This window comes from Mangrovibacter sp. MFB070 (assembly GCF_000705335.1).
Taxonomy (GTDB): Bacteria; Pseudomonadota; Gammaproteobacteria; order Enterobacterales; family Enterobacteriaceae; genus Mangrovibacter; species Mangrovibacter plantisponsor.
In genome coordinates this window covers 50,900-72,996 of record NZ_JJMI01000015.1, presented here as the reverse complement: position 1 = coordinate 72,996, position 22,097 = coordinate 50,900, and the positions used below count along the sequence as shown (strand labels likewise).

At 46.9% G+C, this 22,097-nt stretch carries 19 protein-coding genes; 5 read left to right on the top strand and 14 right to left on the bottom strand.

The genetic code is table 11. From position 1 onward, the window contains the following. Position 1: 1 nt before the first annotated feature. On the bottom strand, positions 2-739 hold the full coding sequence (locus tag DT73_RS05810) for an energy transducer TonB (protein WP_036105358.1): 738 nt from the start codon (positions 737-739) through the stop codon (positions 2-4). Beyond that, positions 729-884 (bottom strand): hypothetical protein, encoded by a 156-nt coding sequence (locus DT73_RS26420; protein ID WP_160173960.1) that lies wholly within the window; start codon positions 882-884, stop codon positions 729-731. Before DT73_RS26420 ends, DT73_RS05810 begins: the two co-directional genes overlap by 11 nt. A gap of 69 nt (positions 885-953) precedes the next feature. Between DT73_RS26420 and DT73_RS05805 the strand changes: the two genes are divergently transcribed. Next, entirely contained in the window at positions 954-1,250 is a 297-nt protein-coding gene (locus DT73_RS05805; RefSeq protein ID WP_036105354.1) for a YciI family protein, read from the top strand. 73 nt (positions 1,251-1,323) lie between these two features. On the opposite strand, the gene DT73_RS05800 is transcribed toward DT73_RS05805, so the two are convergent. From DT73_RS05800 to DT73_RS25400, 3 genes are all read right to left on the bottom strand, one after another. Further along, a complete protein-coding gene (locus DT73_RS05800) occupies positions 1,324-2,913 on the bottom strand; it encodes a methyl-accepting chemotaxis protein (RefSeq protein WP_036105351.1) in 1,590 nt (529 codons plus the stop codon). Between the two features lie 280 nt (positions 2,914-3,193). Further along, a complete protein-coding gene (locus tag DT73_RS05795; protein ID WP_036105348.1) occupies positions 3,194-4,768 on the bottom strand; it encodes an EAL domain-containing protein in 1,575 nt (524 codons plus the stop codon). 236 nt (positions 4,769-5,004) lie between these two features. Beyond that, the gene (locus DT73_RS25400; RefSeq protein WP_110025312.1) at positions 5,005-5,178 is read right to left on the bottom strand and encodes a YciY family protein; all 174 of its coding nucleotides are present in this window, start codon (positions 5,176-5,178) and stop codon (positions 5,005-5,007) included. 145 nt (positions 5,179-5,323) lie between these two features. Here DT73_RS25400 and cls point away from each other — a divergent pair, with 145 nt between their 5' ends. After that, positions 5,324-6,784 carry a cardiolipin synthase gene (cls, locus tag DT73_RS05785; protein WP_036105341.1) on the top strand — a complete coding sequence of 487 codons (1,461 nt, stop codon included), beginning with the start codon at positions 5,324-5,326 and terminating at the stop codon, positions 6,782-6,784. 37 nt (positions 6,785-6,821) lie between these two features. Next, positions 6,822-7,151 carry an HI1450 family dsDNA-mimic protein gene (locus DT73_RS05780; protein WP_072006907.1) on the top strand — a complete coding sequence of 110 codons (330 nt, stop codon included), beginning with the start codon at positions 6,822-6,824 and terminating at the stop codon, positions 7,149-7,151. 100 nt (positions 7,152-7,251) lie between these two features. Here DT73_RS05780 and oppF read toward each other — a convergent pair whose 3' ends face one another. The 6 genes from oppF to DT73_RS05750 all read right to left on the bottom strand — a co-directional run bounded on the left by oppF (position 7,252) and on the right by DT73_RS05750 (position 14,247). Beyond that, positions 7,252-8,256, bottom strand: coding sequence for a murein tripeptide/oligopeptide ABC transporter ATP binding protein OppF (oppF, locus tag DT73_RS05775; RefSeq protein ID WP_036105337.1), 1,005 nt, complete (start codon positions 8,254-8,256; stop codon positions 7,252-7,254). Further along, positions 8,253-9,266: an ABC transporter ATP-binding protein gene (locus DT73_RS05770; protein ID WP_036105335.1), complete on the bottom strand. Its 1,014-nt coding sequence runs from the start codon at positions 9,264-9,266 to the stop codon at positions 8,253-8,255. Before DT73_RS05770 ends, oppF begins: the two co-directional genes overlap by 4 nt. 9 nt (positions 9,267-9,275) lie before the next feature. Next, positions 9,276-10,181: an oligopeptide ABC transporter permease OppC gene (oppC, locus tag DT73_RS05765; protein WP_036105331.1), complete on the bottom strand. Its 906-nt coding sequence runs from the start codon at positions 10,179-10,181 to the stop codon at positions 9,276-9,278. 16 nt (positions 10,182-10,197) lie between these two features. After that, positions 10,198-11,118 (bottom strand): oligopeptide ABC transporter permease OppB, encoded by a 921-nt coding sequence (oppB, locus tag DT73_RS05760; protein WP_036105328.1) that lies wholly within the window; start codon positions 11,116-11,118, stop codon positions 10,198-10,200. 87 nt (positions 11,119-11,205) lie between these two features. After that, positions 11,206-12,837, bottom strand: coding sequence for an oligopeptide ABC transporter substrate-binding protein OppA (gene oppA, locus DT73_RS05755; protein ID WP_036105323.1), 1,632 nt, complete (start codon positions 12,835-12,837; stop codon positions 11,206-11,208). Between the two features lie 762 nt (positions 12,838-13,599). Continuing rightward, positions 13,600-14,247 (bottom strand): YchE family NAAT transporter, encoded by a 648-nt coding sequence (locus DT73_RS05750; RefSeq protein WP_036105320.1) that lies wholly within the window; start codon positions 14,245-14,247, stop codon positions 13,600-13,602. A 477-nt stretch (positions 14,248-14,724) separates the two neighbouring features. Here DT73_RS05750 and adhE point away from each other — a divergent pair, with 477 nt between their 5' ends. Next, entirely contained in the window at positions 14,725-17,403 is a 2,679-nt protein-coding gene (gene adhE / locus DT73_RS05745; RefSeq protein ID WP_036105317.1) for a bifunctional acetaldehyde-CoA/alcohol dehydrogenase, read from the top strand. Positions 17,404-17,902: 499 nt separating this feature from the next. Here the strand turns inward: adhE and tdk are convergent, their stop codons facing one another. Then, the gene (gene tdk, locus DT73_RS05740) at positions 17,903-18,514 is read right to left on the bottom strand and encodes a thymidine kinase (RefSeq protein WP_036105316.1); all 612 of its coding nucleotides are present in this window, start codon (positions 18,512-18,514) and stop codon (positions 17,903-17,905) included. A gap of 622 nt (positions 18,515-19,136) precedes the next feature. Between tdk and hns the strand changes: the two genes are divergently transcribed. After that, positions 19,137-19,550: a histone-like nucleoid-structuring protein H-NS gene (gene hns / locus DT73_RS05735; RefSeq protein WP_036105313.1), complete on the top strand. Its 414-nt coding sequence runs from the start codon at positions 19,137-19,139 to the stop codon at positions 19,548-19,550. Positions 19,551-19,721: 171 nt separating this feature from the next. Here the strand turns inward: hns and DT73_RS05730 are convergent, their stop codons facing one another. Both DT73_RS05730 and DT73_RS05725 read right to left on the bottom strand, forming a co-directional pair. Then, the gene (locus DT73_RS05730; RefSeq protein ID WP_036105310.1) at positions 19,722-20,729 is read right to left on the bottom strand and encodes an NAD-dependent epimerase; all 1,008 of its coding nucleotides are present in this window, start codon (positions 20,727-20,729) and stop codon (positions 19,722-19,724) included. A gap of 10 nt (positions 20,730-20,739) precedes the next feature. Beyond that, positions 20,740-22,083 carry a UDP-glucose/GDP-mannose dehydrogenase family protein gene (locus DT73_RS05725; RefSeq protein WP_036105307.1) on the bottom strand — a complete coding sequence of 448 codons (1,344 nt, stop codon included), beginning with the start codon at positions 22,081-22,083 and terminating at the stop codon, positions 20,740-20,742. Positions 22,084-22,097 lie beyond the last annotated feature (14 nt).

The window sequence follows — 22,097 nt, the reverse complement described above, 5'->3', positions numbered from 1 at the left end:
ATCACTCCATAGATGCGCCACCATTAATCCTGAAAATAATGTTCACCACCAGACCTTTCCCCGGGCGACCACTTTCATAGCGCCAGTTACGCATCGCCTGGCGCACATCACGCTCAAACATATTGGCTGGTTTGGCGGATAAAATCTGAATGTTTTCCACACTCCCATCCGCAGCCACATCAAATTTAACCCGAACATTACCTTCAATGCGCAGAGCAAAAGCACGTGACGGGTATTGTGGCTGGTTGCGTGACAACGCTTTAGGGCCACGCGGTGCTGTGTTTACTGGTGCCGTATTTGCCGTTGCATTTTGTGCAGATGATGCACGTGGAGCAGCATTGCCTGTAAAAGGGTTGTCCTGAGGTGGGGCTTTTTGTTCAACCGGTTTTTCGACTGGCTTAACGGGCTCTTTGCGGTGCTCAACCCTTTTAACTGGCTTCGGTTTAGGTTTTGGCTTATGAATGACAACTGGCGCCTCTTTTGGTGCTTCGGGCACAGGCTCCGGTTCAACGACGGGTTCGGGCTCCGGCTCTGGCTGGGTAACCTGGGGTGCAGGCGCCGGAGCGGGTGGTGCTAAATCTGCCGGGTTAACCATGGTAACGGAAATGGGCTGTGCCGGTGAAGGCAGCTCAGTGACCTGATGCATTGAGGTATACAGAATACCTGCCAGTACAGCACCATGTATCACTACCGAAAGCAAGGCAGGCCATGGAAAACGGCGAGGAAAATCAAGGGTCATCGAACTCATCAGTTATCCGGTTAATAGCGCGAAAAGCTAATTTTAAATGCAAATAGCAATCATATTCAACAACCAGACACCGGCCAGGCGCGATTTCCGCAGTATTGGGTAAAATATCGGCTGTATAACCGAATATGTATGACATTTTCGTTGCACCTGCGGAACGATTCACTTACCGTATCGTTACTTTCGTCCCTGATACAGGAGCCTTTCTGTGCTTTACGTGATTTATGCTGAGGATGTAGCCAACTCACTGGATAAACGTATGTCGGTGCGCCCTGCTCACCTTGCGCGTTTACAGTTGTTGCGTGATGAAGGCCGTTTAGTTACCGCCGGACCAATGCCTGCTGTTGATAGTAATGACCCGGGCCAGGCTGGTTTCACTGGCTCCACTGTCATTGCGGAGTTTTCATCGCTGGAAGAAGCACAGTCCTGGGCAAATGATGACCCGTATGTCGCTGCCGGTGTTTATCATAAGGTGGACGTTAAGCCTTATAAGCAAGTATTTTAAGCAGCTTTTAATGAAACGGGCCCACAACGTGTGCAGGCCCGTTTTGCAACTTGCTTTATTAGCAAACCAAATTTCAGCCCTGGGGCTTAGCCAGTGCGATTAATGGCGCAGATGGCACATGTTCCCCGACAACAAAGACATCCACATCCGCCAGTAACTCACCAGCCTGCCCACGCAGTGAATTAGCTGCAGCAGCCATTTGTTCCACCATCGCAGCATTCTGTTGCAGTACGCCTTCCATTTGGTTGACCGCGATATTCACCTGGCTGATGCCATGGCTTTGCTCTGTGGATGAGTGTGAGACCTGGTTTATCAAATCTTTGGTTTCACTGACTGCGCTGGTTGCCTCTGTCATTTTATCAGCCACCTGCTGGGTATATTTCACACCAAGGGTCACTTTCTGCAATGCAGCCTCTATCAACTCTTTGATATCTCGCGCAGCACCAGAAGAACGTTGTGATAAAGTACGCACTTCACCAGCAACTACAGCAAAGCCCTTACCATGTTCGCCTGCCCGCGCAGCCTCTACCGCCGCATTGAGAGCCAGAATGTTGGTCTGGAAAGCAATCCCTTCAATAATGGCTGTGATTTCGGAGATTTTTGCCGAAGAAACGGCGATATCATCAATTGTTTCTTTCAGGCCACCTAATTCACTGCTCGTGTTGTGCACTAATTTATGCACCTGGTGCATCAGTTGGTCGGCATTACGTGTAGTTTCCACATTGCTTTGAACTGTGGCTGACAACTGATTCATACTGGCAGCGGTCTCTTCCAGTGAGGCCGCCTGCGCTTCAGTACGGGATGAAAGATCATCATTACTGGCCGCAATTTCGTGCGCTGCTGTGTCCACCAGGCGTGAGGAAGATTTCACCTGGCTCAGCACTTGAGCCATTTTTTCCACCAGCGCGTTAAAGCTTAATGCAGCCAGGCCAATTTCATCACGACGGCGAACAGCGACAGATTGAGTCAGATCCAGTTCATGACTGATGGTACTGATTTTATCACTGAACAGACGCAACGAGACCGCAATATACCGCAGTACGAAAAAGGACAATAGCGTGCTGATGGCAACAGACAGCACTATAAATGCTGCCAGCATGATTATTGTTGTATTAAATTTTTTATGATTGGCAGCACTGAATGTTTCGGCGTGCTGATAATTATATTGGATCTGTTGGTTAAGCCCGTGAGTTAATTCATCGGACATTCTCGCCATCTCACCACCGCTCTTTAACATCGACACAGCAGCAGCCTGGCCAACTGCCTCATTCGCGGTGAATAAGTCATTAAGTACCTGCATATAATTCGCCATAATGGCAAGGTTTTTATCTGTCAATTGCTTATCGTTAGTATCTGAAACCAGCATACTGCGATACTTTTTGAGTGATGCAATACTCTGGTTCATTGCATCGAGCGCATCGTTTTTATGCTGGCTCATGAGTGAGTCATCATGGCTTAGCAAGTACAGATAAATTTCACGGCGCGCTTTTTCACGAAAATCGATGGTACTTTGTAGCTGTTTGATACTAGGGAGGCTATTCGTAGTAATGTAGTCAAAGCTGGTTATCGAACTTTTATAGACAGACAACGACCAGACACCTACAACAATGACGGAAATAATAGAAATTGCAAATGCAATAAGAAGCTTGTGTACGATACGCATAGTTTTTCCTGTTTGTCCATTTCCATAACTCCGATTTATCGGCACTATGCCTTTGATCGTTAGAGTATAAAATGATCAGTAATACAACAGGAAGGAACCGCTGAGAAATATATTCAGTGAAATCCGTAGCATATCCATTCAGTTTTTTTAGTTTCAAAAGTAAGCAATATAATAAAGGGCACCGGTTATATTGTTATCTTATGCTCCGTTTGTTTATTTTTAACAAAAATAAAACAATAAATAAACGATTAACAAACAGCCTCTGGCGACCCCGGCTCCATTACTGTTTGAGCGTACTATGGTAAAGCCGGATAAACTCATTGACGGGCACCGCACGGGAATAATACCAGCCCTGGCCAATGGCTGTTGCATGGGCTGACAGAACAATCTCTTTCTCTTCCCGAGTTTCAATACCCTCAAAAACTATCGTCTTATTCAACGGGACAATAATGCTCAGCAACGCATCTAGCATCGCTTTCTTAAAGTCATCCCCCAGGCCGCGGACAAAATATTTATCGAGCTTAATTTCATCAAAAGTAATTTCTGTGAGCCAATGAATATTTGCCACACCTGTCCCAAAATCATCTAACGACACCAGATACCCCAGCCGTTGGAGTTCTCGCGCCGACTCAGCAATAATTTTATAATTAATATCTGTTTTTTCGGTTATTTCCATTTTAATCTGCTGCCGCATACAGCCGGAACTGTCTGCCAGAGCATTAAGATAGGGTAAAAACGTTGCGTCCGTAATATCGTGCTTGCCTACGTTAATACTCAAGGTGAAATCAGGATGCTGCGCAATTAAACCGGACATATCCACCAGTGACTGCTCAATAACAAACCGGGTAATCTGCCGATAAATTCCCAGGCGCTCGGCAAGTTTAATAAAAAACTCAGGGGAGACATTGCCATAGACATCATCTTTCCAACGCACCAATACTTCTGCACCAACAATAGACTCATCAGACAGGCGATACTGTGGCTGGTACTCCAGGTGAAGAAGATGGTAGTAAACCGCTTTTTTCAGGCGGGCATCGATAGAGTTAATCCTCCCCAGCCACACCATTAATGCAAACCCTGCTAAATAACCTGCACCAGCTCCCAGTGCGATAATCACCAGCAACACACCTGAAGGTAAGCCAGCCAAAGCGTTGTTTTGTGTTGTCGTTTCAACACACAAATCAAATTGCTTACTACAGATACGTTGTTGTGAGCGCTGCGTAAACAGTGACAACCAGCTATGGCTGTCAACCGGTGATGGTGCGGAAAATGTATCAAAGACATAAGAACCATTGCGGGTAATCAGATGCCAGTCCAGCATTAAATCACTCATATACTGCATTTTGATATTTACCGGCGAGGTAAATATCACCGTATTACCTTTTACAATCAGGTCATTTGTTTTCTTTACTGGCAGCATATCTACGGCATGGCGGTAAAAAGTGCGCCCTTCTGAATGCGAGTAGTACCCCGTTTCTGGCAATACAGCTGCATGCTTCAAAATCCCCCATCCTGCCGTACAAATTATTTTCCCTTGCCAGACCCGCCCAATATCCTGCACTAATTCATATTCCAGCGTTACACGCCTCAGCAGGTTGATATCATCAACTGTACATTCGGGATACGGGCTATTACTGGCAACCTGCTGTGCAGTGTCTAACTCTTTGGCCACTCGTTCTGCCTGTGACAGGATATGTGCCGACATCCCCGTCTGGTTTTCAAGTGTCAATGTTGTGCTGACCAGTTGTGTCAGAAGTAGTGTAACAATCATACTGACAATCGCTGCCAGTATGGGAATCAGGCGTTTTCCGGTTAACAGGCGCGCCTTAAAATTTGGAGTATTCTGATTTTCCACGCGCTATCCATCTCCACGAGTTATTACCAGTAAGGTACCAGCCAGCCCCTGAATCTTGCTAAAGATAATATCGGCAAACGTGACAAGCTTCTTTACCCCATTACAGGGCAACTCAGTGTGACTGACAAACCAAAAGTAACCAATAAACGGAGAGATGCGCGCATCGGCGACGCCAGTGACGGGTTTTGTTTGAAGAGTATTGATAAGAAAACCGGGCACGTAATGTGCCCGGCAGGCTATATATCGTAGATTGAAAACAGCAAAGAATTGCGCTGACGATTAACGATACATTTGCGGATTGCGTGAATACGCATATTCCGGCGGGATTGTGCTTCCAGCCAGCGGGTTTTCCTCCGCTGCGACTGGCGTAGCATCCGCCAACGCCCAACTTCTGTACGACTGTGTCTCATTTTATATTGGCTCACAATACAACAAGTAGGGGTATTATACGCCCAGGTAATTACCCGAAAAGCTGTTTTCACCCGTTTTTTTCTTTGATAAGCACAATCTTGTGCGTACACTCAAAAGTATACGGAAGATAAAGGATTTTTACCTATGGCGACGCTCTACACGCTGGTGAACTGGCTGGTAATTTTGGGCTATTGGCTACTGATAGCCAGTGTGACATTGCGTATTTTAATGAAGCGCCGTGCAGTACCATCGGCTATGGCCTGGCTACTTGTTATTTATATTCTCCCTCTGGTTGGTGTCATCGCTTACTTGTCATTTGGTGAGCTTCACTTAGGGAAACGCCGTGCAGAACGCGCCCGCGACATGTGGCCTTCCACTGCTAACTGGTTAAAAGCCTTAAAAGAAAGCAAACACATCTTCGCCAACGAAAACAGCACTGTAGCGGAATCTTTATTCCAGCTGTGCGAACGCCGCCAGGGTGTGGGTGGTGTTAAAGGGAACCAGCTTCAGTTGCTGACAGAGACAGATGATGTCATGCATGCCCTGATTCGCGATATCCAGTTAGCCCGGCATAATATCGAGATGGTGTTCTATATTTGGAATCCTGGTGGTCTTGCCGATGAAGTTGCCGAGTCACTGATGGCTGCAGCACGTCGCGGTGTACATTGCCGCCTGATGCTCGATTCTGCGGGTAGCCTGGCGTTCTTTCGCAGCCCCTGGCCGGCTATGATGCGCAATGCCGGTATTGATGTGGTCGAATCACTGAAAGTTAACCTGATGCGTGTTTTCCTGCGGCGTATGGACTTACGCCAGCACCGGAAAATGGTCATGATTGATAATTATGTTGCTTACACTGGCAGTATGAACCTGGTTGACCCGCGTTATTTCAAACAGGATGCCGGCGTGGGCCAGTGGGTGGATTTGATGGCTCGCATGGAAGGCCCTATTGCTACAACAATGGGAATTGTTTATTCCTGCGACTGGGAAATTGAAACCGGAAAGCGGCTGCTGCCTCCCCCACCGGATGCGAATATCATGCCCTTTGAAGAAGCCAGTGGCCACACAATACAGACCATTGCTTCAGGCCCGGGGTTCCCGGAAGATCTGATACACCAGGCATTATTAACTGCGGTATATGCTGCGCGTGAAAACCTGGTTCTCACTACGCCTTATTTTGTTCCAAGTGACGATCTCTTACACGCGATCTGCACGGCGGCCTTGCGTGGTGTGAATGTCAGCCTGATTTTACCTAAAAAAAATGATTCATTGCTGGTAGGCTGGGCCAGCAGAGCTTTCTTTGCGGAGTTACTGGCAGCAGGTGTTAAGATCTACCAGTTTGAAGGCGGTCTTCTGCACACGAAAAGCGTACTGGTCGATGACGAACTCAGTCTGGTTGGCACGGTCAACCTGGATATGCGCAGTTTATGGCTGAATTTTGAAATTACCCTGGTTATCGATGACCAGGGCTTTGGCAACGATTTGGCTGCTGTTCAGGATGACTATATCTCGCGTTCTACTTTGCTTAATGCCCGCGACTGGGTAAAACGACCGCTATGGCAACGAATAACTGAGCGAGTGTTTTACTTCTTTAGTCCATTGTTGTAAAAAGGCCCCAAAAGCCTATGACTGCGGATGTATAAAGATGGATATGGACCTGAATAACCGCCTGACTGAAGATGAAACTCTTGAGCAGGCTTACGATATTTTTCTGGAACTGGCGGGCGATAACCTGGACCCGGCAGACATCATTTTATTTAATCTCCAGTTCGAAGAGCGTGGCGGCGCAGAACTTTTTGACCCGTCTGAAGAATGGGCGGAGCATGTCGATTTCGATCTGAATCCTGACTTCTTCTCAGAGGTTGTTATTGGTCTGGCAGAGGAAGACGGTGGTGAACTGAATGATGTGTTTGCACGTATTCTTCTGTGCCGTGAGAAGAGCCATAAGCTGTGCCATATTCTGTGGCGTGAATAATTGCCCCGGTTATAACGGCTCAGCCTGAAAAAAAACCTGAATGCGTTAAACATTCAGGTTTTTTATTCACACTATACACAGCCGCACAGGCCGGGTGTATTTACAGCGGGTCAACCTTCAGGCAGGAAACCGCATGGCGGAAACTACCTTCCAGTACCGGTCGCGTTTTTGCACATTCCGGGCCAGCCATAGGGCAACGGGTACGGAACACACAGCCTGAAGGCGGGTTGATTGGTGATGGCAATTCCCCTTCCAGCAACTGTATTGTTTTATTGCGCTCCTGGTCAGGGTCCGGCACCGGCACAGCAGACATCAGTGCCCGGGTGTACGGGTGCAGAGGGTTGTTATACACCTCATCGTAAGTCCCCAACTCTACGGCATGGCCAAGGTACATAACCAGTACCCGGTCAGAGATATGTTTTACCACTGCCAGGTCGTGGGCAATAAAAATCAAAGATAACCCCATTTCCCGCTGCAGTTGCTGCAACAGATTAACGACCTGCGCCTGAATGGAAACATCAAGGGCTGAAACCGGCTCATCACAAATGATAAGCTTTGGTTCAAGGATAAGTGCCCGGGCAATACCAATACGCTGGCACTGGCCACCTGAAAACTCATGCGGGTAACGGTTGACCAGGTTCGGCAACAGCCCCACTTTCATCATCATCGTTTTAACCCGGTCCTTTACTTCCTGGCGGGGCATTTTCGGGTGATAAGTGCGCAACGGTTCAGCAATGATATCGCCAATCGTCATGCGCGGGTTCAGCGATGCCAGCGGGTCCTGGAAGATCATCTGGATATCGCTGCGCACTTCACGCCACTGTTCCTGGTTCATCCCTGTCAGGTTTTTACCCAACCAGGCAACGTGCCCTTCAGTCGCTTTCACCAACCCGATAATTGCCCGGGCAAATGTAGATTTACCGCATCCGGATTCACCTACAACGCCCAGCGTTTCCCCTTCATACAGGCGCAGGGTCACCCCATCTACCGCTTTGAGGGTTTTAGCGGGTTGCCAAAACCACTGCTTGCTGTCACGAATATCGAAATGGACTTTCAGGTCAGTAATTTCGAGCAGCACTTTCTTTTCTTCTGCCAGCGCGTTCATGCCAACTCCTCCACTGACTTAAAGCAGGCGCGTAACCGGCCTTCACCAAAGGATTCCAACGGTGGCGTATTCTCACAACCTTCAGATGCATATGGGCAACGCGGCTGGAACGGACAACCTTTGGGTAATTTCAACAGGTTCGGCGGGTTACCTGGAATGGTGTCCAGAGCCTCACCTTCTTTATCAAGGCGCGGTACAGCACTCAGCAACCCCAATGAATAAGGGTGTGACGGGTGGTAGAACACATCCCGTGCGCTGCCATATTCCATGGTGCGCCCGGCATACATCACCAGTACTTTGTCACAGATACCTGCAACAACGCCGAGGTCGTGGGTAATCATGATAATAGCGGTATTGAATTCATGTTTCAGTTCATTCAACAACGTCATGATTTGTGCCTGGACAGTGACATCCAGTGCCGTGGTGGGTTCATCAGCAATCAGCAGTTTTGGCCGGCATAACAATGCCATTGCTATCATCACACGCTGGCGCATCCCGCCTGAGAATTCATGGGGAAACATTCTCATGCGCTTACGAGCTTCAGGCATTTTGACCGCATCAAGCATACGCACTGATTCTTCAAACGCTTCTGCCTTGCTCATCTTTTTATGCAGCATGAGCACTTCCATCAGTTGCTCGCCCACTCGCATATAAGGGTTAAGGGAAGTCATTGGATCCTGAAAAATCATGGAGATCTGTTCCGCACGCAGGCGGTTCAGTTCATGCTCTGGCAGGTTAAGAATTTCTCGCCCACCAAATGTGGCGGATCCATCAATACGCCCGTTTGAAGCCAGTAACCCCATCAAAGCAAATGCGGTTTGTGATTTACCCGAGCCGGACTCCCCCACAATCCCCAGAGTTTCACCGGCATTCAGGGTAAAGTTCAGGTCATTAACAGCAGTAACATCACCATCCGGGGTACCAAAAGTTACCCGCAGATCTTTAACATTTAATAAGGACTCACCCGCTAACGGGGATGCACCCACTACAGAACTAATAAGCGAAGCCATGGGTACTCCTTAACGGTCTTTCGGGTCGAGGGCATCACGCAAGCCATCGCCAATGAAGTTAAAACAAAACAGCGTCACTACCAGGAAACCCGCCGGGAATAACAATAACCACGGGGAAACTTCCATTGAGTTCGCACCATCGCTCAGCAATGCGCCCCAACTGCTTAATGGTTCCTGAGTACCTAACCCAAGGAAACTGAGGAAGGATTCAAACAAGATCATGCTGGGAACCAGCAACGAGGCGTAAACGACCACCACGCCCAGAACGTTTGGCACAATGTGGCGAACAACGATATTGCCGGTAGATACACCACCAACCTGGGCTGCTTCAATAAACTCTTTGCGTTTCAGGCTCAAAGTTTGCCCGCGGACAATACGCGCCATGTCCAGCCAGGAAACCATACCTATTGCCACAAAAATCAGCAGGATGTTTTGCCCAAAGAAGGTAACCAACAGAATGACGAAGAACATAAACGGAAAGGAGTTAAGGATCTCCAGCAGACGCATCATCACTGAGTCAACTTTTCCCCCAAGGTAGCCGGAAAGTGAACCATACAAAGTGCCCAGTATCACAGCGACCAGTGCAGCAGACACCCCAACCATCAGGGAAATTCGCCCACCAATTGCCACACGAACCAGCAGGTCACGGCCAGATGAATCAGTACCGAAATAGTGACCAGAAGCAAAATCTGGCCCACTGGACATCATGTTCCAGTCGGTATCGAAATAAGTAAACGAAGACAACATTGGGGCAAAGGTAACAAAGAGTGCAATCAGCACCAGTACCACCAGGCTTGCCACTGCAGCGCGGTTATGAATAAAACGCCGCCGCGCATCCTGCCATAAGCTACGGCCTTCCACTTCAAGCTTTTCGCTGAAGTTTTCCAGGGCCTCACTGTTTTTCTTGCTCAACATTTGGCTAACTCCAGCATCAATAACGAATTTTTGGGTCGATCACGGCATAAAGCACATCGACAACAGCATTGAAAACAATAGTCAGGGCCCCGACTAAAATCGTCAGGCTCAGTACCAGTGAGTAGTCACGGTTCAGCGCACCGTTAACAAACAACTGGCCAATCCCCGGTAAACCGTAAATTGTTTCAATCACCATCGAACCCGTGATAATCCCAACAAATGCTGGCCCCATATAAGAGAGCACAGGTAATAACGCAGGCTTCAGTGCGTGGCGCATAACAATGCGGCGCATAGGCAGCCCTTTAGCGCGCGCAGTACGAATGAAGTTAGAGTGCAACACTTCAATCATTGAGCCACGCGTAATACGCGCGATACTGGAAATATAGGACAGCGAAAGTGCGACCATTGGCAGCAACATATATTTGAGTTCGCCCCCATTCCAGCCACCACCCGGCAGCCACCGTAATGTAATGGCAAAGATCATGACCAGCAGTGGCGCGACAACAAAACTGGGAATAACCACACCTGTCATGGCAAAACTCATGACTATGTAATCCCATTTGCTGTTCTGTTTGAGTGCGGCAATCACCCCAGCGGTAACGCCCAGCACAATAGCCAACAAGAAGGCAGCCGCACCCAGTTTTGCTGAAACCGGGAATGATGCAGCAACCAAATCATTGACACTGTAATCTTTATATTTGAACGAAGGCCCAAAGTCCCCATGTGCCAGTTGTTTCAGATAATGAAAATACTGGGTCATCATTGGATCATTGAGATGATACTTCGCTTCGATGTTTGCCATAACTTCTGGCGGCAGGTTGCGCTCCCCGGTAAATGGACTTCCCGGAGCAAGGCGCATCATAAAGAAAGAAATAGTAATAAGAATAAAAAGTGTCGGAATTGCTTCCAGACAGCGACGTAAAATAAATTTCAACATTGCCCGTACCTTCTGGCGTGTGCCTTTGCACTGCGATGAAATAAGACACAGTGAGGCAGAGCAAACGCCCTGCCTCACAAACGGCCATTAATGTTTGATAATGTACAAATCTTTCACATAAACATTATCAAGCGGGTCTTTACCGGTATAACCACCAACCCATGGTTTCACCAGGCGGGCGTTAACATAGTAATAGACCGGGACAATGACGGAATCTTTGTCAAGCTGTTGCTCTGCTTTGTTATACAACTCAGCACGTTCTTCTTCTGTTTTCACTTTCAGTGTATCAGCCATTATTTTATCAAAGGCTTCACTCTTATAGTGTGCGGTGTTGTTAGAGCTGTCGGACAGCATAGTATTCAGGAATGAACTCGGTTCATTGTAATCTGCACACCAACCAGCACGCGCAACCGAGAAGTTACCCTGATGGCGGTTGTCGAGGAATGTTTTCCATTCCTGGTTATCCAGTTTGACATTGGCGCCAATGTTTTTCTTCCAGATAGAAGAAACTGCAATAGCCAGTTTTTTGTGCAGGTCAGACGTATTGTAAAGCAGGTCGAAGGACAGCGGTTTATCTTTAGTGAAGCCAGCTTCTTCCAACAATTTGCGCGCTTCTTCATTACGTTTTGCCTGGCTCCAGCCAAACCATGCAGGCTGAGTCAGTTTAGCGCCATCGGTATACGGCGGTGTGTAACCATAAGCTGGCAGGTCGCCCTGGTTTTTCACTTTATTGACAATGATATCGCGATCCAGGCTCAACTTAAGCGCAGTACGGACACGCACATCATTGAATGGCGGTTTTTGGTTGTTAATTTCGTAGTAATAGGTGCACAGATACGGGTCAACATGTACCTGATTTGGGATTTCTTTTTTCAGTTTCTGGAACAGTTCAATCGGTAACTGGTTGTAAGTCATATCAATTTCACCGCTACGGTAGCGGTTAACATCGGTGACTTCAGAAGAAATTGGCAGGTAGGTTACCTGGTTAATTACCGTTTTGGCATTGTCCCAGTACTGTGGGTTACGCACCAGGTCGATACGTTCGTTCACCACCCAGTCTTTCAGTGTGTAAGCACCGTTGGTAACGATGTTACCCGGCTGAGTCCACTTTTCACCGTATTTTTCAATTGCGGCTTTTGGTACCGGAGACAACGATGCGTGAACTAACAATTTATAGAAATAAGGCACTGGCTCACTCAGTGTGACTTCCAGTGTATGGTCATCCAGCGCTTTCACACCTAAAGTGTCTGGCGCTTTTTTCCCGGCAATAATATCGTCAATATTGGCTACGTGGCCGTATTGCAGGTAGCTCTCATAAGGAGAAGCTGTTTTCGGGTCAGCCAGGCGCTCCCAGCTGTAAACAAAATCTTGTGCGGTAACAGGTTCACCATTGGACCATTTCGCATCTTTACGCAGGTGGAAAGTCCAGACTTTAAAGTCTTTATTTTCCCATTTTTCTGCAACACCCGGGACGGGGTGACCTTGCAAATCAGTAATCAGAAGGCCTTCAAACAGATCGCGGTTGACGTTAGCTTCCGGCACACCTTCAATTTTATGCGGATCCAGCGACTGGATCTCGGCACCATTATTACGAACCAGTGTTTGTTTTTCTGCCAGTTGGACACCGGCTGGTACATTCGCAGCCATTGCAACGTTACCAGCAAATAGCGCAGTAAAAATCCCTGCAGCTACCAGATTTTTTTTCGTGATGACGGACATTGTGTTGATACTCCACTCATTATAATTACTGGCTTTACAGCCAGACTGTTTTCCCCTTTGGGGGCCTGTACAGCGCAGGAGCTTTCGCGTCTGCCAGGTTATTGTTGTTTTACTGCTATCACCGACTTCATTTATTACCGGCCGCACTTGTAAGTACCGCCTGTGTCGATTCTTTCTCACCTCACCTTTCCTGTCATAAAGGCGGGGATTTCTGTTCAAGTGTAAAAGCCAGCGCAATACGACGCTGTGACGACTTTTCTGGCGGAAAGTAGCAAACCCACTCCGGCCAGGCTAATACAATTTGCAGATTTGTTAAACTGAGAGGCATTCACTACAAGAATGCGTTCACAATTACCTCCCGGAAAACACACCGGAAGGCAGAACAATCCTTGTAATTACAGAGAATTAAAAAAAACGGGGTGAGCTATGTGCATTTGTAAAAATTGTAACATTGCTCATTTTCCACAAAAAACTTAACAACTGCTTATTTTTAGTACATTCGTCTGCGCGAAGGTGAGTTTTACTAATATCATTTCAGGAAAGCCCCAGCAAGAGCCAATTTGTCGTGTCATTCAAATAACAAATTGAACGCCTAATTATTAATCAGCATTGCTACTAATTTACGTGTTTTCAAAAGTTTCTCTTATAGTAAGCAGACTGTTTTATACGGGGTGAGTACAAAGAAAGACAAGGTGGTGTACGCCGCAGGAGAGGAAAAGCGGAATAAGTTTTTCCGCTTTTGTGATCAAGGCTAAAAAAATTTTACCCGAGCAGACCGGGGAAAAGCGCACGCACCCCGGTGACAATAAACTCAATACCAAGTGACATCAGTAACAAGCCCATAATACGGGTGATAACGTTGATACCCGTTTGCCCCAAAAAACGGACCAGCCATGGAGCAAGCCTGAAAATAAACCAGCAGCACACCGCAAAAAGTGCAATGGACAGCGTAAACCCGACCATATAGGTCCATGTGTGATAGCGCGTTCCCCAGACAATAGTGGAACTGATAGCGCCCGGCCCTGCCATTAATGGTAACGCCAGGGGGACGACACCCACGCTCTCACGGATGGCCGTTTCTGATTTTTCCTGTTTATTCTGCTTATCTTCGCCCAGTTTCCCGCTGATCATCGACATCGCAATAGTGACAACCAGAATACCTCCGGCAATACGGAACGAATCAATTGAGATACCAAACAATTGCAGAATGCCATCTCCAAGGAACAGCGAGGTCCACAAAATAATCGCTACCGACAGATTAGCCGTCAGGTTAGTTTTATTTCTTGCCGCCGCTGTCTGGTAGCTGGTCATGCTGATAAATACCGGAATGATGCCAACCGGGTTGACCAGTGCAAACAGTCCAATAAAGAACTTAAAAAATGTCGATAAATCGAACAATGATTGTGTCACGCAGAGCTCCGTTCACGCGCTGAAAATAGCTGCGCTACTCTAAATGAAAAACCTTCAACAGACTATGGGATTTACTGTACTCATCCGATTACCTTAGAAAAAGTTACATTTTAGCCGCATTCATGTTACTTACATGTTTCATATATGATAGTGTGAAATAATTGTTTTGTAAGTAAATTAACCATCATTAACACATATGTTCGTTTCCTATGCTGAAAGGAGTCAGCTTCAATAGAAATTGACCTGGATCATGAAATACGCCCTGATATGTGAGTAATCTTTACTTGCCGCCAGGGAAAAAAACAGTGACCCAATCAGGTAATGTTGAAGGTAAGGCTCTTTTAGTAAATCAGCAGAAAGTTAAAGAAAACTGAACATAGTTGGTAGTGATGGTTTCTTGATACAACTGGCGCTGTCTATACTGACTCTCGGGCAGCTGGTTTACTAAAAGAGTTTAACATTTATCAGGAGAGCATTATGGCTGTTACTAATGTCGCTGAACTTAACGCACTCGTAGAACGAGTGAAAAAAGCCCAGCGTGAATATGCCAACTTTACTCAAGAGCAAGTAGATAAAATCTTCCGCGCCGCCGCTCTGGCTGCTGCAGATGCTCGTATCCCACTCGCTAAAATGGCCGTTGCTGAATCTGGCATGGGTATCATTGAAGATAAAGTGATTAAAAACCACTTTGCTTCTGAATATATCTATAACGCCTATAAAGATGAGAAGACTTGTGGTGTCCTTTCTGTAGACGACACTTTCGGCACTATGACCATTGCTGAACCTATCGGCATTATCTGTGGTATCGTCCCGACTACCAACCCGACTTCTACTGCTATCTTTAAGTCACTCATCAGCCTTAAAACCCGTAACGCAATTATCTTCTCTCCGCACCCTCGTGCAAAAGACGCCACCAATAAAGCCGCTGATGTTGTGCTGCAGGCTGCTATCGCTGCTGGCGCACCAAAAGATTTGATTGGCTGGATAGACCAACCTTCTGTTGAACTGTCTAACGCATTAATGCATCACCCGGATATTAACCTGATCCTCGCCACTGGTGGCCCGGGCATGGTTAAGGCTGCTTACAGTTCCGGTAAACCTGCTATTGGTGTAGGTGCTGGTAACACTCCGGTAGTTATCGATGAAACCGCCGATGTTAAACGCGCTGTCGCTTCTGTACTGATGTCCAAAACCTTCGATAACGGCGTGATTTGTGCTTCTGAACAGTCTGTTGTTGTTGTCGATTCCGTTTATGACGCAGTGCGTGAACGCTTTGCCAGCCATGGCGGCTACATGCTGCAAGGTAAAGAGCTTAAAGCCGTTCAGGACGTTATCCTGAAAAATGGCGCGCTGAATGCCGCCATTGTTGGCCAGCCTGCAGTGAAAATTGCTGAGCTCGCTGGTTTCACCGTACCAGAAACCACCAAAATTTTGATTGGTGAAGTTTCCGTGGTTGATGAAAGCGAACCTTTTGCACACGAAAAATTGTCTCCGACTCTGGCAATGTACCGTGCGAAAGATTTTGCAGATGCTGTTGATAAAGCAGAAAAATTGGTTGCAATGGGCGGTATCGGTCACACATCTTGCCTGTACACTGACCAGGACAACCAACCAGAACGTGTTGCTTTCTTCGGCCAAATGATGAAAACCGCACGTATTCTGATCAACACCCCGGCTTCACAGGGTGGTATCGGTGACCTGTATAACTTTAAACTCGCACCTTCCCTGACGCTGGGTTGTGGTTCCTGGGGTGGTAACTCCATCTCTGAAAACGTTGGTCCTAAACACCTGATCAACAAGAAAACCGTTGCTAAGCGAGCTGAAAACATGTTGTGGCATAAACTTCCGAAATCTATCTACTTCCGCCGTGGTTCACTGCCCGTCGCGTTAGATGAAGTGATTACTGATGGTCACAAACGTGCTCTGATCGTGACCGACCGGTTCTTGTTCAACAATGGTTATGCTGACCAGATTACTTCTGTACTGAAAGCTGCTGGTGTTGAAACTGAAGTGTTCTTTGAAGTTGAAGCTGACCCAACACTGACAGTTGTTCGTAAAGGTGCTGAACTGGCTAATTCCTTCAAACCAGACGTTATCATCGCCCTGGGTGGTGGTTCTCCGATGGATGCGGCTAAGATCATGTGGGTGATGTACGAACATCCGGAAACTCACTTCGAAGAACTGGCTCTGCGTTTCATGGATATCCGTAAACGTATCTATAAATTCCCGAAAATGGGCGTGAAAGCGAAAATGATCGCTGTCACCACTACTTCTGGTACTGGTTCTGAAGTTACTCCGTTTGCAGTGGTAACCGATGATGCTACTGGTCAGAAATATCCGTTAGCTGACTACGCACTGACTCCTGATATGGCTATTGTCGACGCCAATCTGGTTATGGATATGCCGAAGTCACTGTGTGCATTTGGCGGCCTTGATGCAGTAACTCACGCACTGGAAGCCTATGTTTCTGTGCTGGCATCTGAGTTCTCCGATGGCCAGGCTCTGCAGGCTCTGAAACTGTTGAAAGAAAACCTGCCGGCTTCTTATCACGAAGGTTCTAAAAACCCGGTAGCGCGTGAACGTGTTCACAGTGCTGCAACCATCGCAGGTATCGCGTTTGCCAACGCCTTCCTGGGTGTTTGCCACTCTATGGCTCACAAACTGGGCTCTCAGTTCCACATTCCTCACGGTCTGGCAAACGCCCTGTTAATCGCTAACGTTATTCGTTATAACGCCAACGATAACCCAACCAAACAGACTGCATTTAGCCAGTACGACCGTCCGCAGGCACGCCGTCGTTACGCAGAAATTGCTGACCATTTGGGCCTGAGCGCTCCTGGTGACCGCACTGCTGCGAAAATTGAGAAACTGCTTGCATGGCTGGAAAGCATTAAGGCTGAACTGGGTATTCCTAAATCTATCCGCGAAGCGGGTGTTCAGGAAGCCGACTTCCTTGCTCATGTCGATAAACTGTCTGAAGATGCATTCGATGACCAGTGTACTGGCGCTAACCCGCGTTACCCGCTGATCTCCGAGCTGAAACAGATTCTTCTGGATACTTTCTATGGTCGTGAATACGTAGAAGGCAAACCAGCAGAAAAAGCAGTTGCACCTAAAGCAGAAAAGGCTGATAAAAAAGCCAAAAAAACCGCTTAACATCGGTTAAAACGACATGGATTTTGAACCCGCTACGGCGGGTTCTTTTTTATCTGTCATTTGCTGTTTTACCCTTCAAATGCGCTGTAAGCCCTTCCCGTTGTACTCCCCTGCTCAAGTACTCTCAGTGCTCGCTGCATGGTTCCTGCCTCTGTATTTGAACGCATATTTATTGCTGATACAGGTTCATATACACAAGGCACAGCGATTAAATACCACAGCGATTAGATAGCACGGGAACAGTAAATGGAAGTTACCGTTAATCTGGTTTGCTAAGGGAGCAAATGAGAGGGCCTGCGAGGGCTGTACACGGCTGCGATAGTTCACCTGATGACTTGTACTGCCATTTATCAAAACGGCCTGTACAGGCTGGCAGAAGCGATTACACCAGGGCATCATTCTGGGTGATTCACGCTTGCCAGCAACCGGCATTCCGCCAGGACGACGTGAAGCCGGTTGGTTTAATTAGCACATGATTGAGCCAGGCAACTTATTAGATTTAGTTAAGCTTTTTCTGAATACCGGGCAAGGCGCCGTGAATAATTGCGTCTTTATAGTGTTTACGGCAAACAGAAACATAACGCTCATTGCCCCCAATAACTACCTGCTGGCCTTCATTATATGGCCTGCCGGACTCATCCAGACGCAAAACCATACTGGCTTTCCGCCCACAAAAACAAATAGTCTTCAACTCAACCAGCTTATCTGCCCATGCGAGCAAATATTGACTGCCGCTAAATAATTCCCCACGAAAATCAGTTCGTAACCCATAGCACAGTACAGGAATATCCAGGTTATCAACCACGTCAGACAATTGCCGAACTTGTTCACGTGTCAAAAATTGACTTTCATCAACTAATACACAATGTAATGGTGACTGTGCAGCGGAATCACGAATTTCAGTGAATAGATCCGTCGTATTGTTATACAACTGAGCTGGCGAAGACAGGCCAATACGTGAACTCACCTTGCCAGCACCGAAGCGATCATCAATTTCTGCTGTATATACCAGGCTGCGCATCCCACGTTCCTGGTAATTGTAAGAGGATTGCAGCAATGCCGTTGATTTCCCGGCGTTCATTGCAGAGTAGTAAAAATAGAGCTGAGCCATGAATGAATAAACCTTTCAACACACAATACGCGCGCAGTTTACCATACTCCGGTTGCTATGGAGCTTTTTCCTTGCTTCCGCAAGGGGCATTGGGTGTCACATTTATCTTATATTCACTGGCGAAAATTTGATTTTCATTACTCATTCCAGCTGACTTTGTGCAAATGATTACTCTCCATACAACATCCGTTTAGTAAACGGATGCTAAACAACCCTGCACTGTGAAGTTAGCAAAACATGAACTGAAGCGGAGAGGAACTACCTGTAATGGCGAATTTATGCTCTGCACTGATGCTACTAACTGAATGGAAAAGTAATTTTCCATAATGAAAGTCTTAACAATCTGAGTGGTTTATCTATAGATAATACAAAAGAGTGATATTAAAGAAGCTAAATTCTATTACAAAACGTGTTTGGTATTAGCCATAATGGGAAAAGGGATGTTGCTGATACTCCCTGCGCCGGGTTTTTATAACGGTCATTTTTTAAAGTTATTAGTTAAAAAATGGATGCATATCGCGTTATTTTGATTTCCTTACATTCACACCTATTGCACTGTATAAATTAAGGCTCTATTATTAGCCCAACAAGCCACCCCCAATATAAGTTTGAGATTACTACAATGAGCGAAGCACTTAAAATTCTGAACAACATCCGTACTCTTCGTGCGCAGGCCAGAGAATGCACTCTGGAAACTCTGGAAGAGATGCTGGAAAAATTAGAAGTTGTCGTAAATGAACGTCGCGAAGAAGAAAGCGCAGCAGCTGCTGAAATTGAAGAACGTACCCGCAAGCTGCAGCAATATCGCGAAATGCTGATTGCTGATGGTATTGATCCTAATGAACTGCTGAACTCAATGAGCAGCGGCAAAACCACCGGCAAAGCTAAACGTGCTGCACGTCCGGCTAAATATAGCTATGTTGACGAAAACGGCGAAACCAAAACCTGGACAGGCCAGGGTCGTACCCCTGCTGTTATCAAAAAAGCAATGGACGAACAAGGCAAAAGCCTGGATGATTTCCTGATTAAAGAATAATCAAATCATCGATTGTTGTACCATTAAAAAAGAACCGCTTTGCGGTTCTTTTTTTGTTGCTGCCATGAACAGTAGATATATTTAATAATTCAGCTTATGGTGCAATTTCACATTCTGGTGTTCATATTCTGCGAGTTTAGCCCCTCAAAACTTTGAGAGGCACATTGCAGCTTACTGCTGATAAAATGCGCGGTACCAGTCAACGAAATGTTTTACACCCTCTTCCACTGACATCTGGGGTTTAAAACCGATTGTGTCGTAAAGTGCACGGGTATCAGCGCTGGTCTCTAAAACATCACCCGCCTGCATCGGCAGCATATTTTTTCTGGCCGTTATCCCCAGAGCGTTCTCCAGCGCAGAAATATAATCCATCAGCGCAACAGGAGAGCTGTTACCAATATTGTATACCCGGTATGGTGCTGAACTTTCTGCAGGGCTACCAGACTCAACAGTCCACTCAGGATTAGGCTCCGGCACAATATCCTGTAAACGAAAGATAGACTCAACAATGTCATCAATGTAAGTAAAGTCACGGCGCATTTTACCGTGGTTATATACATCGATTGCTTTATCTTCCAGCATGGCTTTGGTGAATTTGAACAATGCCATATCAGGACGCCCCCAGGGGCCATATACCGTAAAAAAGCGCAAACCGGTAACAGGAATGCCATATAAATGTGCATAGCTGTGAGACATCAGTTCATTTGCTTTCTTCGTTGCGGCATAGAGTGATACCGGATGATCAACGGAATCCTCTACAGAGAACGGTAATTTCCGGTTCAAACCATAAACTGAGCTGGAGGAAGCATATAACAGATGCTTAACCTGGTTGTGACGGCACCCTTCGAGAATATTCAAATGACCAGTCAGGTTTGCATCTGCGTAGGCATGAGGGTTTTCCAGGGAATAACGTACCCCAGCCTGGGCGGCAAGATGAATTACCCGGTCAAAACTTCCCTCTGTAAACAATGTGGCTATTGACTGCCTGTCTGCGAGGTCTATTTTTTGGAACTGGAATGCTGCGTGTGGGGCAAGTAAATCAAGGCGAGCCTGTTTGAGGCTGACATCATAATAGTCATTCAGGTTATCGATACCGATAACCTGGTGACCGGCCGCCAGGAGTCGCTTACAGACATGGAACCCAATAAATCCCGCTGCGCCGGTTACCAGAAATTTCATACAACCCTCGTTATTTTTTCAGATTAATTGATTCTCCGCGACCAATCGCGTAATAAACGAAGCCACGCTTATTCAATCTCTCTGGATCATACAGGTTACGACCATCAAAGATAACTGGGTGTTTGAGTGTATTTTTTAATAAATCGAAGTCCGGCGCCCGGAAATTCTGCCACTCAGTACAAATAATAAGCGCATCTGCATTATGCAGGGCCGCTTCCTTAGTACCCATTAATGACAAATCATCGCGATGACCGTAGATACGCTGCGTTTCATCCATCGCTTCCGGGTCAAAAGCCTGCACTTTGGCACCTTTTTCCCACAGCGTTTCCAGTAAAACCCGGCTGGACGCTTCACGCATATCATCCGTATTAGGCTTGAACGATAACCCCCAAACAGCAAAGGTTTTACCTTTCAGGTCGTCACCAAAATGACGGACAACGAAGGACGGCAATTTTTTCTTCTGCTCATTGTTTACAGTTTCAACGGCCTGCAATAAACGAGGCGTGTAACCGATATGCTCAGAAGTACGGATCAATGCCTGCACATCTTTCGGGAAACAGGAACCACCATAACCACAACCGGGGTAAATAAAGTGATACCCGATGCGGGAATCGGAACCAATCCCCTGGCGCACTTTTTCTATATCCGCGCCCAGCAACTCAGAAAGGTTGGCGATTTCATTCATAAAGCTGATTTTGGTAGCCAGCATACAGTTCGCGGCATACTTCGTCAGTTCTGCGCTACGGATATCCATCAGAATCATACGGTCATGGTTACGGTTAAAGGGTTCATACAGCTCACGCAGTATGTTAACCACTTCATCGTTATCCGTACCAATTACAATACGTTCAGGACGCATACAGTCAGCTACCGCAGCACCTTCTTTGAGAAACTCAGGGTTAGAGACGACATCAAACGGGTATTCAACACCACGTTCATTCAGCACGGCCTGCATCGCATCACGGACTTTATCTGCAGTACCTACCGGCACCGTTGATTTATCCAGCACAACTTTATGAGCAGTCATGTGTTGCGCGATAGTCCGCGCAACTGCTGTGACATACTTCAGGTCTGCGGAACCGTCTTCGTCAGGAGGTGTACCAACCGCAATAAACTGAATCACCCCGTGGCTTACCCCAGCCTGCGCATCAGTACTGAATTGCAGGCGGCCTTCCTCATAGTTCTTCATAACTAATGGAGTCAGGCCAGGTTCATAAATTGGGATAACTCCTTTTTTCAGATTTTCTACTTTGGCTTCATCCACATCGATACACATAACATCGTGACCGACTTCAGCAAGCACTGCCGCCTGGACAAGACCAACATACCCAATCCCAAAAACGGTAACTTTCATTGCATTATCCTGGG

Bases quoted from the DNA above. Each gene is read 5' to 3' on its own strand.
- DT73_RS05800 (WP_036105351.1), bottom strand. From the start codon at position 2,913: ATGCGTATCGTACACAAGCTTCTTATTGCATTTGCAATTTCTATTATT.
- oppA (WP_036105323.1), bottom strand. From the start codon at position 12,837: ATGTCCGTCATCACGAAAAAAAATCTGGTAGCTGCAGGGATTTTTACT.
- oppF (WP_036105337.1), bottom strand. From the start codon at position 8,256: ATGAACGCGCTGGCAGAAGAAAAGAAAGTGCTGCTCGAAATTACTGAC.
- DT73_RS05810 (WP_036105358.1), bottom strand. From the start codon at position 739: ATGACCCTTGATTTTCCTCGCCGTTTTCCATGGCCTGCCTTGCTTTCG.
- DT73_RS05770 (WP_036105335.1), bottom strand. From the start codon at position 9,266: ATGGCTTCGCTTATTAGTTCTGTAGTGGGTGCATCCCCGTTAGCGGGT.
- cls (WP_036105341.1), top strand. From the start codon at position 5,324: ATGGCGACGCTCTACACGCTGGTGAACTGGCTGGTAATTTTGGGCTAT.
- hns (WP_036105313.1), top strand. From the start codon at position 19,137: ATGAGCGAAGCACTTAAAATTCTGAACAACATCCGTACTCTTCGTGCG.
- oppC (WP_036105331.1), bottom strand. From the start codon at position 10,181: ATGTTGAGCAAGAAAAACAGTGAGGCCCTGGAAAACTTCAGCGAAAAG.
- adhE (WP_036105317.1), top strand. From the start codon at position 14,725: ATGGCTGTTACTAATGTCGCTGAACTTAACGCACTCGTAGAACGAGTG.
- DT73_RS05780 (WP_072006907.1), top strand. From the start codon at position 6,822: ATGGATATGGACCTGAATAACCGCCTGACTGAAGATGAAACTCTTGAG.
- oppB (WP_036105328.1), bottom strand. From the start codon at position 11,118: ATGTTGAAATTTATTTTACGTCGCTGTCTGGAAGCAATTCCGACACTT.
- tdk (WP_036105316.1), bottom strand. From the start codon at position 18,514: ATGGCTCAGCTCTATTTTTACTACTCTGCAATGAACGCCGGGAAATCA.
- DT73_RS05725 (WP_036105307.1), bottom strand. From the start codon at position 22,083: ATGAAAGTTACCGTTTTTGGGATTGGGTATGTTGGTCTTGTCCAGGCG.
- DT73_RS25400 (WP_110025312.1), bottom strand. From the start codon at position 5,178: ATGAGACACAGTCGTACAGAAGTTGGGCGTTGGCGGATGCTACGCCAG.
- DT73_RS26420 (WP_160173960.1), bottom strand. From the start codon at position 884: ATGTCATACATATTCGGTTATACAGCCGATATTTTACCCAATACTGCG.
- DT73_RS05730 (WP_036105310.1), bottom strand. From the start codon at position 20,729: ATGAAATTTCTGGTAACCGGCGCAGCGGGATTTATTGGGTTCCATGTC.